Here is a 13373-nt window from a genome sequence, read left to right as displayed (position 1 = left end):
ATCTAAAGTGCGTATAATTCCGCCATGACTCGAAAACGCTCTCCCCGCTCAAAGAAAAAGTCCCGCTCATCCGCTCTGCGTCCCTGGTTTGCCTGGGGCGTCAAGCTCGGCTTGGTCGGTCTGGTCATCCTGGCCGGTTTTGCCGTCTATCTCGATGCCGTCGTGCAGGAGAAGTTCTCCGGCAAGCGCTGGACGGTGCCGGCGAAGGTCTATGCCCGACCGCTGGAGCTGTTCGTCGGGCAGAAACTGGCCAAGAACGACTTCCTGCGCGAGCTCGATGCGTTGGGCTATCGCCGTGAAAGCGTGGTCAACGGTCCGGGGGCGGTGTCGGTCGCCGGCAACAACATCGAACTGCACAGTCGTGGTTTTCAGTTCTACGAAGGCGCCGAGCCGTCGCAACGAGTCCGGGTGCGCTTTTCCGGGGACTATGTCGCCGGCCTGAACAAGGGCGACGGTGGCGATCTGGCCGTGGCGCGGCTCGAACCGCTGCTGATCGGTGGTCTGTACCCGGCGCATCAGGAGGATCGCATCCTGATCAAGCTGGATCAGGTTCCGGCCTATCTGATCGACGCGCTGGTGGCGGTGGAAGACCGCGACTACTTCGATCACTTCGGTGTCTCCCCCAAGGGGATCGCCCGTGCGCTGTGGATCAACGCCACCTCCGGGCGCCTGGTGCAGGGCGGTAGTACCCTGACCCAGCAGCTGGTGAAGAACTTCTACCTGAACAACGAGCGTACCCTGGCGCGCAAGGCCACCGAAGCCATGATGGCGGTGCTGCTCGAGCTGCACTACGACAAGCGCGAGATCCTCGAAGCCTACATGAACGAGGTGTTTCTCGGTCAGGATGGCCAGCGCGCCGTACACGGTTTCGGCCTGGCCAGTCAGTACTTCTTCAGCCAGCCGATTTCCGAGCTGAAGCTGGAGCAGGTGGCGTTGCTGGTGGGCATGGTCAAGGGGCCGACCTACTACAACCCCCGGCGCAACCCCGAGCGTGCGATGACCCGGCGCAACCTGGTGCTCGACCTGCTGGCCGAGCAGGGCACGATCACCGCCGAGGAAGCCGCCGCCGTCAAACAGAAGCCGCTGGGCGTCACCACCCGTGGCAGCATGGCCGACAGCTCGTTCCCGGCCTTCCTCGACCTGGTCAAGCGCCAGCTGCGCGAGGATTACCGCGAGCAGGACCTGACCGAAGAAGGGCTGCGCATCTTCACCAGCTTCGACCCGATCCTGCAGCTCAAGGCCGAAGAGGCCCTGGCCGAAACGCTGAAGCGCCTGGCCGGGCGCAAGGGGGTCGACCAGGTGCAGGCCGGCATGGTGGTGACCAACCCCGAGACGGGGGAGGTGCAGGCGCTGATCGGCAGCCGCCAGCCACGCTTCGCCGGGTTCAACCGGGCAATGGATGCCGTGCGCCCCATCGGCTCGCTGATCAAGCCCGCCATCTACCTGTCCGCGCTGGAGCGTCCCAGCCAGTACACGCTGACCAGCTGGCTGGAGGACGAGCCGTTCTCCATCAAGGGCCAGGATGGTCAGGTCTGGACGCCGCAGAACTACGACCGCAAGGCACACGGCACGATCTACCTGTACCAGGGGCTGGCGCATTCCTACAACCTGTCCACGGCCAAGCTCGGCCTGGAGATCGGCGTGCCGAACGTGCTCAAGACCCTGGAGCGACTGGGTGTCGAGCGCAAGTGGCCGGCTTATCCTTCGATGCTCCTCGGGGCCGGAGCGTTGACGCCGATGGAAGTCGCGGGGATGTATCAGACCCTGGCCAACGGTGGCTTCAACACCCCGTTGCGCGGTATCCGCAGCGTGCTCACCGCCGAAGGCGAGCCACTCGGGCGTTACCCGTTCAAGATCCAGCAGCGCTTCGATCCTGGGGCCATCTACCTGGTGCAGAACGCCATGCAGCGCACCATGCGCGAGGGCACGGGGCGCTCGGTGTACAGCCAGCTGCCCCGCTCGTTGAACCTGGCCGGCAAGACCGGTACCAGCAACGACTCGCGTGACAGCTGGTTCGCCGGCTTCAGTCAGGACCTGCTCTCTGTCGTCTGGCTGGGGCGCGATGACAACGGTCCCACCCCGCTGACCGGTGCAACCGGTGCGCTGCAGGTCTGGACGGGATTCATGCGCAAGGCCGATCCGTTGCCGCTGGACATGCCCATGCCGGATAACGTCACCCTGGCCTGGGTGGATCGCCAGACCGGTCTCGGCTCGGCGTCGGGCTGCCCGGATGCGGTGCAGATGCCTTATATTCGCGGCAGCGAACCCAGTCCTGGCTCCGCCTGCGGTATTCAGGCGCCCGTGGAGTCGGTGATGGACTGGGTGCGGGGCTGGTTGGATTGACGGCCGGGGCGCGTTCCCCGGCGTGAGCTGAAGAGGATTGGATGTGAACAAGAAGTGGCTTGTGGCCTTGCTGGCAACGACGACCCTGGCAGGCTGTAGTACGGTGCCGCGTGGCTCGATTCCCGTCGTCGATGCGGGCACGCCGCTGTCGGCTGGTCGTGTCTCCGATAACGCCGCCTCCGCGCCTGCCGGTGCGCAGTCGCAGCCGTTCGAAGAGGATTCCGGCGTGGTGGTGATGGTGCCTCAGGGCGCCGCTTCCGCGCCGTTGCAGACCGGGCCGCAGGGCGCTCCCGCCAACGGTGGGCTGACCTTCGACGAGCCGCCGGTGAGCATGGGGCAGGGCGGCTTCGACTCGTCCTCCGTGCCGAGTGCGCCCAGCGGCATTCCCAGCGGTGGTGGCCTGGCGGCCGACGAGCAGCTGGATGGGCCGGTCCTGGCGCTGCTGACCACCGCGCAGCAGCAGCAGGGCGGTGGTGATCTCAATGGCGCCGCCTCAAGTCTCGAGCGCGCCCAGCGTATCGCGCCGCGTGAGCCGCAGGTGCTCTACCGCCTGGCCGAGGTGCGCCTGGCGCAGGGCGATGCGGCTCAGGCCGAACAGTTCGCCCGTCGCGGCCTGACCTATGCCAGTGGCCGTCCTGCCCTGCAGGCCAGTTTGTGGAACCTGATTGCCCAGGCGCGTGAGCGGCAGGGCGACTCCGCTGGCGCGGCGCAGGCCCGTGAGCGCGCGCGGGTGAGCCTCTGATGGATGCACGAGTGAATGAGCTGGCCGAGCATCTGCTGCTCATCGAGCGTGAGTTGCGCGTACTGGGCTGGTGGCAGGAGCAGGCGCCCAGCGCAGAAGCGCTGGCCAGCCAGGAGCCGTTCTGTGTCGACACCCTGACCTTCGAGCAGTGGTTGCAGTGGATCTTCCTGCCGCGGATGAAGCAGTTGCTGGAGGCGGGTGCGGCCTTGCCATCGGTGTCGGGTATCCAGCCGATGGCCGAGATGGTGTACCGCGAGCAGTCGGGTGTCGCCCGTCGCTTGCTGGAGCTGCTTGGCGAGTTCGATCGCCTGTTGACGCGCACGTCCTGAGGACGCGCGCGTCCGGCGTCACTTGCAGGTTTCGGTGATGGACTTCTTCAGTTCGCTGATGCGTTCCTGACGTTCGTCCTCGTCGATACGGCGCAGCTCGCCTTCCACCTCGACCCGCACGCGCGGATTGTTTTCCAGCTGGGCCAGGCTGGTGCGGGCCTCTTCACAGTACTTCTTGCGCTCCGCTTCCCGCTTCGCCACGTCCTGCTTGACCTTCTTGTCGATGGCCGCCTGCTCGGGGTCGGCTTGCTCGACGGCCGGTGCCGGCACGCTGGGCGCCGGGGCCGGTGGCGGTGCAGAGGTATTGATGGTGGTGGACTGCTGGCCCTGAGGCGGTTGTGCGCCGAAGTGGGTCACGCCGTTGTCGTCCACCCACTTGTAGACCTGGCTGGCCATGGCGGTTGCGCTCAGGGCGAGCATCAGACTGCCCGTTAGAATCATGTGGCGCATGCTGTTTCCTTTGTCGAGAGCTGCGGTACTGCTGGTTACTATAACCAAAAGCCAGGGATCTTCATCCTGCGCTGCGTCACAGCCGCACTTCGAATAATAGGTCAAGCATCTCTTGACTTGCCTGCGTCGAACCCGAACAATCCAGCCTTCCCCGTAGTGGAGTCCGCCGCAAGCGTCCTCCAGCTCGGGGGAAAGAGGCGCTACCCGCGCCGAACCGTGACACCCGCAACGCGTTACCTCGCGCTGGGAGGGCCAGCCCCGCAAGACCATGGGCTGCTCCGTTACTCGTCAAGCTGATGTTCCGAATCCACGATCACCGTCGTGCGTGTCCGCTGACAGTAAGAACCTACTTAGGGCTACCCGTTGGCGGGTGGCATACTGGCGTTCAAGAGGTGAACAACGTGGAGCTTTTATCCGGCGCTGAAATGGTCGTCCGCTTCCTGCGTGACGAAGGCGTTAAGCACATCTATGGGTACCCTGGCGGTGCTCTCCTGCATATCTACGATGCCCTGTTCAAAGAACCGGAAGTGACCCATATCCTGGTGCGTCACGAACAGGCTGCGACCCACATGGCTGACGGCTATGCCCGTGCGACCGGCAAGGCCGGCGTGGTGCTGGTGACTTCCGGCCCGGGCGCGACCAATGCGATTACCGGCATTGCCACTGCCTATATGGACTCCATCCCGATGGTGGTGATCTCCGGCCAGGTGCCGAGCGCCATGGTCGGCACCGATGCCTTCCAGGAAACCGACATGGTCGGTATTTCCCGTCCGATCGTGAAGCACAGCTTCATCATCAAGCACCCGTCGGAAATCCCCGAGGTGCTGAAGAAGGCTTTCTATCTCGCCGAGTCCGGCCGTCCGGGACCGGTGGTGGTGGACATCCCCAAAGACATGGGCGATCCCACCCAGAAGTTCGAATACGTGTACCCGAAGAAGGTCAAGCTGCGTTCGTACAGCCCGGCCGTTCGCGGTCACTCCGGGCAGATCCGCAAGGCGGCCGAGATGCTGCTGGCGGCCAAGCGCCCGGTGATGTACTCCGGTGGTGGCGTGATCATGGGGGGCGCCTCCGCGCCGCTGACCGAACTGGCACAGATGCTCAACCTGCCGGTGACCAATACCCTGATGGGCCTGGGCGGCTACCCGGGCACCGACCGCCAGTTCCTCGGCATGCTCGGCATGCACGGCAGCTACACCGCCAACCTGGCCATGCACCACGCCGACGTGATCCTCGCCGTGGGTGCACGCTTCGATGACCGCGTGATCAACGGCGCGGCCAAGTTCTGCCCGAACGCCAAGATCATCCACATCGATATCGACCCGGCTTCGATCTCCAAGACCATCAAGGCCGACATCCCGATCGTGGGCCCGGTGGACAGCGTGCTGACCGAGATGGTCGCCATCCTCAAGGAAATCGGTGAGACCCCGAACAAGGACACCGTGGCCAGCTGGTGGAAGCAGATCGACGAGTGGCGCGGTAGCGGCCGTCTGTTCCCCTACAACGAGGGTGATGGCTCGATCATCAAGCCGCAGAGCGTGATCGAAACCCTGTGCGAAGTGACCCGTGGCGATGCCTACGTCACCTCCGATGTTGGTCAGCACCAGATGTTCGCGGCGCAGTACTACCGCTTCAACAAGCCCAATCGCTGGATCAACTCCGGTGGCCTGGGCACCATGGGCTTCGGTTTCCCTGCCGCCATGGGCATCAAGCTGAACTTCCCGGACGCCGACGTGGCGTGCGTGACCGGCGAAGGCAGTATCCAGATGAACATTCAGGAGCTGTCGACCTGCCTGCAGTACGACCTGCCGGTGAAGATCGTCAATCTGAACAACGGTGCGCTGGGCATGGTTCGCCAATGGCAGGACATGCAGTACAACAGCCGTTATTCGCACTCCTACATGGAGTCGCTGCCCGACTTCGTCAAGCTGGCCGAGGCCTATGGCCACGTCGGCATGCGCATCACCCAGCTCAAGGACCTCAAGTCCGGTCTGGAAGAAGCCTTCGCCATGAAGGATCGCCTGGTGTTCCTCGACATTGCCGTGGACGACAGCGAGCACGTCTATCCGATGCAGATCAGAGACGGTGCGATGCGTGACATGTGGCTGAGCAAGACGGAGCGGACCTAAGATGCGACATATCATTTCCCTGTTGCTGGAAAACGAACCGGGCGCACTGTCCCGCGTGGTCGGTCTGTTCTCGCAGCGCAACTACAACATCGAAAGCCTTACCGTGGCGCCCACCGAGGATCCGACGCTGTCGCGCCTGACCCTGACCACGGTGGGGCATGACGAGGTCATCGAGCAGATCACCAAGAACCTCAACAAGCTGGTCGAGGTGGTGAAGCTGGTCAATCTGTCGGAAAGCGCCCATATCGAGCGCGAACTGATGCTGGTCAAGATCAAGGCCACCGGCGCCCAGCGCGCCGAGGTCAAGCGCACCACCGACATCTTCCGCGGCCAGATCGTGGATGTGACCAGCAGCGTCTACACCGTGCAGCTGACCGGCACCAGCGACAAGCTGGACAGCTTCATCCAGGCCATCGGCACCGCGTCGATCCTGGAGACGGTACGCAGTGGTGTCACGGGTATCTCGCGTGGCGACAAGGTACTGAGTATCTGAAGTAGCCTGAGTGTCCTGCTGAGCAGAAGCCCCGCCTCGTGCGGGGCTTTTTCATGGTCAGAGGTATGCTTGCCAGCGACATGCCCGGCAAGGTGTCTGCCCGAATTCAGCGCTGGCGGTTCCAGAACGCGGCGATCAACGGGTCCTTGAGGCGCTTCTCCAGGGCGAACAGGCCGATGTCATACGCGGCCAGCGGCGGCTGGATGTCGTAGATGCGGATGCGTGCGGTCAGCGGGCTGTTGTCGAGCACGATCTGCGGCACCACGCCGATGCCGAAGCCCAGGCTGACCATGCTGACGATGGCCTCGTTGCCGCTCACCTGGGCATAGATACGCGGCTTGATGTTATGGCTTTTCAGCCAGCGATCCGTGCGCGTACGGGCCAGCCCTTCCTCCGAGAGAATCATCGGCACGTCCTTCCAGCTGTCCGCCGTGGGCTGCCTGAGTTGCTCGTCGCTCAGCAACTGCGGTGATTGCGGGCCGATGAAGCGCAGTTCCGAGCGGGTGATCGACTGGAAGTCGACCCCCGCCGGCAGGTTGTTCGGGCGCGCGCCGATGGCGAGGTCCTCGAGCCCTTGTTGCACCCGTTCCACGGCTTTCGCCGGATCGCCGGTGTGCAGCTTCATCTCGATGCGAGGGTAGTCCTGACGGAAGCTGCTGAGAATGTCGTAGAGGAAGCTGTAGCTCGCAGTGACCGAGCAGTACAGGGACAGCTCGCCGTGCAGGCTCTGCTGGTCCTGCATGAAGGTCTGGCGGATGGCCTGCCAGCCATTCATGACATCGCTGGCGTACTCGCGAAACTGTTGCCCCTCGCGTGTCAGGCGTACGGAGCGGTTGTCGCGCACGAACAGCGTCGCGCCCAGTTCTTCCTCCAGCTGCTTGATGCTGCGGCTTAGCGCGGACGGGCTGACGTGCTGTTCACGGCTGGTCTTGCCGAAGTGCAGGTTGTCGGCCAGGGAAAGAAAGAGCCTGAGGGAGTGACTGTCCATGTGTGTTTCAGATATCGGCACGTTGTGTTGCAAATATATCATTTTACGCAACGGGATAGATCACATAAGGTTTCTCTGTCGCGGTGCTTGCACCCCATCCCTTTCGATTCAGAAGAGCCAAGAACATGAAAGTTTATTACGACAAAGATTGCGACCTCTCCATCATCCAGGGCAAGAAAGTCGCCATCATCGGTTACGGCTCCCAGGGCCACGCTCAGGCCTGCAACCTGAAGGACTCCGGTGTCGACGTCACCATCGGTCTGCGCAAAGGCTCCGCGACTGTGGCCAAGGCCGAAGCCCACGGCCTGAAAGTGACCGACGTCGCCAGCGCCGTTGCCGCTGCCGATCTGGTCATGATCCTGACCCCGGACGAGTTCCAGGGCCAGCTGTACAAGAACGAGATCGAGCCGAACATCAAGCAGGGCGCTACCCTGGCCTTCTCCCACGGCTTTGCCATCCACTACAACCAGGTCGTACCGCGTGCCGACCTCGACGTGATCATGATCGCGCCGAAGGCTCCGGGTCACACTGTACGCACCGAGTTCGTCAAGGGCGGCGGCATCCCTGATCTGATCGCCGTTTACCAGGACGCTTCCGGCAACGCCAAGAATGTTGCCCTGTCCTACGCTTCGGGCGTTGGTGGCGGCCGTACCGGCATCATCGAAACCACCTTCAAGGACGAGACCGAAACCGACCTGTTCGGTGAGCAGGCCGTTCTCTGTGGCGGCACCGTCGAACTGGTCAAGGCCGGTTTCGAAACCCTGGTCGAAGCCGGTTATGCGCCGGAAATGGCCTATTTCGAGTGCCTGCACGAACTGAAGCTGATCGTTGACCTCATGTACGAAGGCGGCATCGCCAACATGAACTACTCGATCTCCAACAACGCCGAGTACGGCGAGTACGTCACCGGTCCGGAAGTGATCAACGCCGAGTCCCGCCAGGCCATGCGCAACGCCCTGAAGCGCATCCAGGACGGCGAGTACGCCAAGATGTTCATCAGCGAAGGTGCCACTGGCTACCCGTCGATGACTGCCAAGCGTCGTAACAACGCTGCGCACGGCATCGAAGTGATCGGTGAGCAACTGCGCGGCATGATGCCGTGGATCGCTGCCAACAAGATCGTCGACAAGACCAAGAACTAAGGTCTGCGATGTGCGAAAGAACGCGGCTTTATGCCGCGTTTTTTCGTTCTGCGGCGAGGCTTCTGGTATAAAGCCTGCTCGCTTGGTGGCGAACTGAGTCCAGTCGCCCCGGTTGAAATTCGTCAAACCCGTTGCAAGGTGCTGTTCATGAGTGAAGGTCCCGAGGATCAAAAGCCGGCCGGCGACAATCTGGAAAGCCTGCTGCCGATCGACGAGCACATAGAGGAAGGGCAGGACGCCGAAGGGCGCAAAGTTCGTCACCGCGGCATCTACCTGCTGCCCAATCTGTTCACCACGGCAAACCTGTTCGCCGGTTTCTACTCCATCATCAACGCGATGAACGGCAACTTCTACGTCGCTGCCGCCACGGTGTTCGTCGCCATGGTGCTCGACAGCCTGGATGGCCGAGTCGCACGACTGACCAACACGCAGAGCGCCTTCGGCGCCGAGTACGACTCGCTCTCGGACATGGTCGCCTTCGGCGTCGCTCCCGCACTGCTGGCGTTCGAGTGGGCCCTGGGCAGCATGGGCAAGGTCGGCTGGATGGTCGCCTTCATCTATGTCGCCGGTGCGGCGCTGCGCCTGGCGCGCTTCAACACGCAGATCGGCAGCGTCGACAAGCGCTACTTCATCGGCCTGGCCAGTCCGGCTGCGGCGGGTGTGGTTGCCGGCACCGTCTGGGCCTTCAGCGATTTCGGTATCAAGGGCTCGAACATGTCCTTCGCCGTCGCGTTGCTGGTGGCTGCCGCCGGCTGCCTGATGGTCAGCAACATCAAGTACTACAGCTTCAAGGATCTCGACCTGAAAGGGCGTGTGCCGTTCGTGGCCATCCTGGCGGTGGTTTTGGTGTTCGCCGTGGTGTTCAGCGACCCGCCGCGTATCCTGCTGCTGATCTTCCTCGCCTATGCGGTGTCCGGGCCGATCCAGTACCTGTTGCAGTTGCGTCGTCGCAAATCCGTCTGACGGTGTAATTTCTCCTCTACTCCGTGGTCTACAGTTCGTTTCTCGAACTGTAGTCGCGGGGTTGCCATGCTCATCCGAGTTCCTTCTTCCTCTCGGGCTCTCGAGTCCGAAGTCACGCCCGAGTCCGTTTACCTGTCCCGTCGCAAGCTGATGCAGGGCTCGCTGGCGCTGGCGGCCATGGCTGCGATGCCGGGCTGGGCAAGCGCCGAGCCGCAGGGCGTCTATGCCGATGTCGAGCCGGCGAAGGCGCCCGGCTGGTTCGATGAGAAACTGTCGGCCACGCGCTGGCAGGCGATGACCGTCGAAGGGGAGAGCATCACGCCCTTCAGGGACGCGACCCACTACAACAACTTCTACGAGTTCGGGACCGGCAAGGGCGATCCTGCCGCCAGGGCAGGCTCGCTGCAGGTCGAGCCCTGGAGCGTGACGGTCGATGGCGAGGTGGGCAAGCCGGGGCGTTATGCCATAGAAGACCTGGTCAAGCCTCATGCATTCGAAGAGCGCATCTACCGGCTGCGCTGTGTCGAGGCCTGGTCCATGGTCATTCCCTGGCTGGGTTTCCCTCTGGCCGATCTGCTCAAGCAGGTCGAGCCGACCTCCTCGGCGCGTTACGTGCGTTTCGAAACGCTGGTGGACCATGAGCACATGCCGGGGCAGCGCTCGGGCTTTTCCCTGATCGACTGGCCTTATGTAGAAGGCTTGCGCATGGACGAGGCCATGCAGCCGCTGGCCTTCATGGCCGTCGGCATGTATGGGCGGGTGCTGCCCCATCAGAACGGTGCGCCGCTGCGTCTGGTGGTGCCCTGGAAATATGGCTTCAAGAGCATCAAGTCGATCGTGCGCATCAGCCTGGTGGCCGAGGCGCCCGCGACTACCTGGGAGGGCATCGCGCCGAACGAGTACGGCTTCTATGCCAACGTCAATCCGCAGGTCGATCACCCGCGCTGGTCGCAGGCCACCGAGCGCAGGCTGCCCAGTGGGCTGTTCAGTCCGAACGTGATCGATACCCGGATGTTCAACGGCTATGACGAAGTGGCCGGGCTGTATGCCGGGATGGACCTGGCGAGGTACTACTGATGCGTTATCGATTCTGGCGTGTCGGCGTGTTCCTGGCCGCCTCGGCACCGCCGCTGTACTGGTTGTATCTGGCGCTGTTCGGCCAGCTTGGGCCTGATCCCGGCAAGACCCTGGTGGACAACCTGGGGCTAGGTGCTCTGATTCTGCTGCTGATCACACTGGCCATGACCCCCCTGCAGCAGCTCAGCCGCTGGGGGGGATGGATCGCCGTGCGCCGCCAGCTCGGGTTGTGGTGCTTCACTTATGTCACCCTGCATCTTTTGGGGTACGTCTTGTTCATTGCCGGGTTGCGTCTGGATCTGGTACTGCGCGATCTCTACGAGCGCCCGTACATCATTGTCGGTGCGCTGGCGTTTCTTGGCTTGCTGGCACTGGCCGTGACCTCCAACCGTTTCAGCATCAGAAAGTTGGGGCGCAGGTGGAAGGCGCTGCATCGTCTGGTCTACGGCATTCTGCTGTTGGCACTGTTGCATATGCTCTGGGTCGTCCGGGCGGACCTGGGAGAGTGGCTGGCCTATGCCCTCATCGGTGGGGCGCTGCTGGCGATGCGCTTCAGTGTCGTGGCGAAGGCATTGCAGCGTGCAGGGACCAGCCTGCGTGAAAATCCGAAGAAAGTTGCAATTTAAGCTTGACGCGCGTTCTGTGGGTTGTAGAATGCGCGCCACTTCAGCGATGAAGCTCTTCGAAAACTTCTTGTTAATCAATAAGTTAAGTTTAAAAGAGGGGTTGCAAAGCTGGATCTGGCGTGTAGAATGCGCGCCGGTCGACAGGGTGGTGGTTGAGCCCTGTTGGTGATTCGGTCAAGTGGATCGAAAGCGGTAGAAAAGAGGTGGTTGACAGCGGTTTTGAACGCTGTAGAATGCGCCTCCCGCTGGAGAGAAGAAGCTCTGATCGAAAGCGCAAGTGGTTGAGTAGAAAGAAAAAATTCTTCGAAAAACAGCTTGACAGAAACAAAGGCTGCTGTAGAATGCGCGGCCTCGGTTGAGACGAAAGACTTAACCAACTGTTCTTTAACAACTGAATCAAGCAATTCGTGTGGGTGCTTGTGAGGTAAGACTGGTAGTCAACTGATTATCAGCATCACAAGTAACACTCGTGAATTCGAGAGTTTATTTGCGATTGCTGAGCCAAGTTTAGGGTTTTCTCAAAACCCAAGTAGTATTGAACTGAAGAGTTTGATCATGGCTCAGATTGAACGCTGGCGGCAGGCCTAACACATGCAAGTCGAGCGGATGAAGGGAGCTTGCTCCTGGATTCAGCGGCGGACGGGTGAGTAATGCCTAGGAATCTGCCTGGTAGTGGGGGATAACGTTCCGAAAGGAACGCTAATACCGCATACGTCCTACGGGAGAAAGCAGGGGACCTTAGGGCCTTGCGCTATCAGATGAGCCTAGGTCGGATTAGCTAGTTGGTGAGGTAATGGCTCACCAAGGCGACGATCCGTAACTGGTCTGAGAGGATGATCAGTCACACTGGAACTGAGACACGGTCCAGACTCCTACGGGAGGCAGCAGTGGGGAATATTGGACAATGGGCGAAAGCCTGATCCAGCCATGCCGCGTGTGTGAAGAAGGTCTTCGGATTGTAAAGCACTTTAAGTTGGGAGGAAGGGCTGTAGGCTAATATCCTGCGGTTTTGACGTTACCAACAGAATAAGCACCGGCTAACTTCGTGCCAGCAGCCGCGGTAATACGAAGGGTGCAAGCGTTAATCGGAATTACTGGGCGTAAAGCGCGCGTAGGTGGTTCGTTAAGTTGGATGTGAAAGCCCCGGGCTCAACCTGGGAACTGCATCCAAAACTGGCGAGCTAGAGTACGGTAGAGGGTAGTGGAATTTCCTGTGTAGCGGTGAAATGCGTAGATATAGGAAGGAACACCAGTGGCGAAGGCGACTACCTGGACTGATACTGACACTGAGGTGCGAAAGCGTGGGGAGCAAACAGGATTAGATACCCTGGTAGTCCACGCCGTAAACGATGTCAACTAGCCGTTGGAATCCTTGAGATTTTAGTGGCGCAGCTAACGCATTAAGTTGACCGCCTGGGGAGTACGGCCGCAAGGTTAAAACTCAAATGAATTGACGGGGGCCCGCACAAGCGGTGGAGCATGTGGTTTAATTCGAAGCAACGCGAAGAACCTTACCTGGCCTTGACATGCTGAGAACTTTCCAGAGATGGATTGGTGCCTTCGGGAACTCAGACACAGGTGCTGCATGGCTGTCGTCAGCTCGTGTCGTGAGATGTTGGGTTAAGTCCCGTAACGAGCGCAACCCTTGTCCTTAGTTACCAGCACGTTATGGTGGGCACTCTAAGGAGACTGCCGGTGACAAACCGGAGGAAGGTGGGGATGACGTCAAGTCATCATGGCCCTTACGGCCAGGGCTACACACGTGCTACAATGGTCGGTACAAAGGGTTGCCAAGCCGCGAGGTGGAGCTAATCCCATAAAACCGATCGTAGTCCGGATCGCAGTCTGCAACTCGACTGCGTGAAGTCGGAATCGCTAGTAATCGTGAATCAGAATGTCACGGTGAATACGTTCCCGGGCCTTGTACACACCGCCCGTCACACCATGGGAGTGGGTTGCTCCAGAAGTAGCTAGTCTAACCTTCGGGGGGACGGTTACCACGGAGTGATTCATGACTGGGGTGAAGTCGTAACAAGGTAGCCGTAGGGGAACCTGCGGCTGGATCACCTCCTTAATCGAAGACTTCAGCTTTCT

At 61.2% G+C, this 13373-nt stretch carries 11 protein-coding genes and 1 rRNA gene; 10 read left to right on the top strand and 2 right to left on the bottom strand.

The genetic code is table 11. The features are described from left to right. Nucleotides 1-24 precede the first annotated feature (24 nt). The 3 genes from mrcB to FIV02_RS19060 are packed head-to-tail and all read left to right on the top strand — an operon-like array spanning nt 25 to nt 3414. The gene (gene mrcB, locus FIV02_RS19070) at nt 25-2343 is read left to right on the top strand and encodes a penicillin-binding protein 1B (protein WP_152489504.1); all 2319 of its coding nucleotides are present in this window, start codon (nt 25-27) and stop codon (nt 2341-2343) included. Between the two features lie 43 nt (nt 2344-2386). Further along, nucleotides 2387-3085 carry a tetratricopeptide repeat protein gene (locus tag FIV02_RS19065; protein ID WP_167494320.1) on the top strand — a complete coding sequence of 233 codons (699 nt, stop codon included), beginning with the start codon at nt 2387-2389 and terminating at the stop codon, nt 3083-3085. Beyond that, a complete protein-coding gene (locus FIV02_RS19060) occupies nt 3085-3414 on the top strand; it encodes a YqcC family protein (protein WP_152489503.1) in 330 nt (109 codons plus the stop codon). The genes FIV02_RS19065 and FIV02_RS19060 overlap by 1 nt, the downstream gene beginning before the upstream one ends. An 18-nt stretch (nt 3415-3432) precedes the next feature. On the opposite strand, the gene FIV02_RS19055 is transcribed toward FIV02_RS19060, so the two are convergent. Beyond that, the gene (locus FIV02_RS19055; protein ID WP_037057279.1) at nt 3433-3864 is read right to left on the bottom strand and encodes a DUF4124 domain-containing protein; all 432 of its coding nucleotides are present in this window, start codon (nt 3862-3864) and stop codon (nt 3433-3435) included. A 401-nt stretch (nt 3865-4265) separates the two neighbouring features. Here FIV02_RS19055 and FIV02_RS19050 point away from each other — a divergent pair, with 401 nt between their 5' ends. Together FIV02_RS19050 and ilvN are read left to right on the top strand one after the other, a co-directional pair. Continuing rightward, nucleotides 4266-5990 carry an acetolactate synthase 3 large subunit gene (locus FIV02_RS19050; RefSeq protein ID WP_037057293.1) on the top strand — a complete coding sequence of 575 codons (1725 nt, stop codon included), beginning with the start codon at nt 4266-4268 and terminating at the stop codon, nt 5988-5990. A 1-nt stretch (nt 5991) separates the two neighbouring features. Continuing rightward, nucleotides 5992-6483 carry an acetolactate synthase small subunit gene (gene ilvN / locus FIV02_RS19045; protein WP_037057275.1) on the top strand — a complete coding sequence of 164 codons (492 nt, stop codon included), beginning with the start codon at nt 5992-5994 and terminating at the stop codon, nt 6481-6483. Between the two features lie 106 nt (nt 6484-6589). Here the strand turns inward: ilvN and ilvY are convergent, their stop codons facing one another. Further along, nucleotides 6590-7471 (bottom strand): HTH-type transcriptional activator IlvY, encoded by an 882-nt coding sequence (gene ilvY / locus FIV02_RS19040; protein WP_134675623.1) that lies wholly within the window; start codon nt 7469-7471, stop codon nt 6590-6592. A gap of 125 nt (nt 7472-7596) precedes the next feature. On the opposite strand from ilvY, the gene ilvC reads away from it, so the two are divergent. The 5 genes from ilvC to FIV02_RS19010 all read left to right on the top strand — a co-directional run bounded on the left by ilvC (nt 7597) and on the right by FIV02_RS19010 (nt 13353). Then, the gene (gene ilvC, locus FIV02_RS19035; RefSeq protein WP_037057270.1) at nt 7597-8613 is read left to right on the top strand and encodes a ketol-acid reductoisomerase; all 1017 of its coding nucleotides are present in this window, start codon (nt 7597-7599) and stop codon (nt 8611-8613) included. Between the two features lie 147 nt (nt 8614-8760). Next, nucleotides 8761-9576 (top strand): CDP-diacylglycerol--serine O-phosphatidyltransferase, encoded by an 816-nt coding sequence (gene pssA / locus FIV02_RS19030; protein WP_037057267.1) that lies wholly within the window; start codon nt 8761-8763, stop codon nt 9574-9576. Nucleotides 9577-9642: 66 nt separating this feature from the next. Next, complete coding sequence (msrP, locus tag FIV02_RS19025) at nt 9643-10653, top strand: protein-methionine-sulfoxide reductase catalytic subunit MsrP (protein ID WP_152489502.1); 1011 nt, start codon at nt 9643-9645, stop codon at nt 10651-10653. Next, the gene (gene msrQ, locus FIV02_RS19020) at nt 10653-11279 is read left to right on the top strand and encodes a protein-methionine-sulfoxide reductase heme-binding subunit MsrQ (protein ID WP_152489501.1); all 627 of its coding nucleotides are present in this window, start codon (nt 10653-10655) and stop codon (nt 11277-11279) included. Before msrP ends, msrQ begins: the two co-directional genes overlap by 1 nt. A gap of 537 nt (nt 11280-11816) precedes the next feature. Further along, nucleotides 11817-13353: ribosomal RNA gene (locus tag FIV02_RS19010) — 16S ribosomal RNA — on the top strand. Nucleotides 13354-13373 lie beyond the last annotated feature (20 nt).

It is taken from the genome of Pseudomonas sp. THAF187a, from assembly GCF_009363395.1.
In the GTDB taxonomy this organism is placed as follows: Bacteria; Pseudomonadota; Gammaproteobacteria; order Pseudomonadales; family Pseudomonadaceae; genus Aquipseudomonas; species Aquipseudomonas khazarica.
This window is presented reverse-complemented; position numbering and strand designations above follow the sequence as displayed.

Coding starts and splice junctions, on each gene's coding strand:
- mrcB (WP_152489504.1), top strand. CDS start 25: ATGACTCGAAAACGCTCTCCCCGCTCAAAGAAAAAGTCCCGCTCATCC.
- FIV02_RS19060 (WP_152489503.1), top strand. CDS start 3,085: ATGGATGCACGAGTGAATGAGCTGGCCGAGCATCTGCTGCTCATCGAG.
- FIV02_RS19055 (WP_037057279.1), bottom strand. CDS start 3,864: ATGCGCCACATGATTCTAACGGGCAGTCTGATGCTCGCCCTGAGCGCA.
- ilvN (WP_037057275.1), top strand. CDS start 5,992: ATGCGACATATCATTTCCCTGTTGCTGGAAAACGAACCGGGCGCACTG.
- ilvY (WP_134675623.1), bottom strand. CDS start 7,471: ATGGACAGTCACTCCCTCAGGCTCTTTCTTTCCCTGGCCGACAACCTG.
- ilvC (WP_037057270.1), top strand. CDS start 7,597: ATGAAAGTTTATTACGACAAAGATTGCGACCTCTCCATCATCCAGGGC.
- pssA (WP_037057267.1), top strand. CDS start 8,761: ATGAGTGAAGGTCCCGAGGATCAAAAGCCGGCCGGCGACAATCTGGAA.
- msrP (WP_152489502.1), top strand. CDS start 9,643: ATGCTCATCCGAGTTCCTTCTTCCTCTCGGGCTCTCGAGTCCGAAGTC.
- msrQ (WP_152489501.1), top strand. CDS start 10,653: ATGCGTTATCGATTCTGGCGTGTCGGCGTGTTCCTGGCCGCCTCGGCA.